The following is a 463-nucleotide window of genomic DNA, read 5'->3' on the forward strand; positions in this document are numbered from 1 at the left end:
GCCGGCGGTGAGTGAGAGCTCGCCGGAGGACCGCTGGATCGACGACGGCATCGCTGAACTGATGGCGCGCCGCGACTTCGTGTTCCAGCGCCGGATGCGCCCACAGCAGGGTGTGACCTTTGAGCGCTTCGCTCAGGCAGTGGATGAGTTCGTGATGGACCAGCTTGGCCTGTCGGGCATCAGCAGCTCAGTGCTCGGGCGCCTGGTCCTGGCAGCGCGCTGCAAGGTCACCAGCGACTCAGCGGCATGCGCCGACGAGATCATGAGCGTCGCCAACCCCCAGGCACAGCTTGAGGAAATCGCCCGCCAGCTCCTCACCCCCTTCGCCAAGGAGGGAGTTCTGGCCCAGGCAGAGGACGCGCAATGAGCCCGCACAGCGTAGCGATCAGCGCGATCGAGGCCGCAATCGAGACAATGCTTCTGCCGAGCTCTGGCCCGGTGGAGGATGCCAAGGCCGAGACCC

Annotated in this window: 1 protein-coding gene; it reads left to right on the forward strand. The window is 66.3% G+C overall.

Annotated elements, in window-relative coordinates:
• Positions 1 to 367 (forward strand): hypothetical protein (locus ACNFBR_RS29270; RefSeq protein WP_416737882.1); only part of this gene is annotated, 367 nt, incomplete at its 5' end.
• Between the last annotated feature and the right edge of the window lie 96 nt (positions 368 to 463).

It is taken from the genome of Pseudomonas sp. NY11955 (assembly GCF_048068035.1).
In the GTDB taxonomy this organism is placed as follows: Bacteria; Pseudomonadota; Gammaproteobacteria; order Pseudomonadales; family Pseudomonadaceae; genus Aquipseudomonas.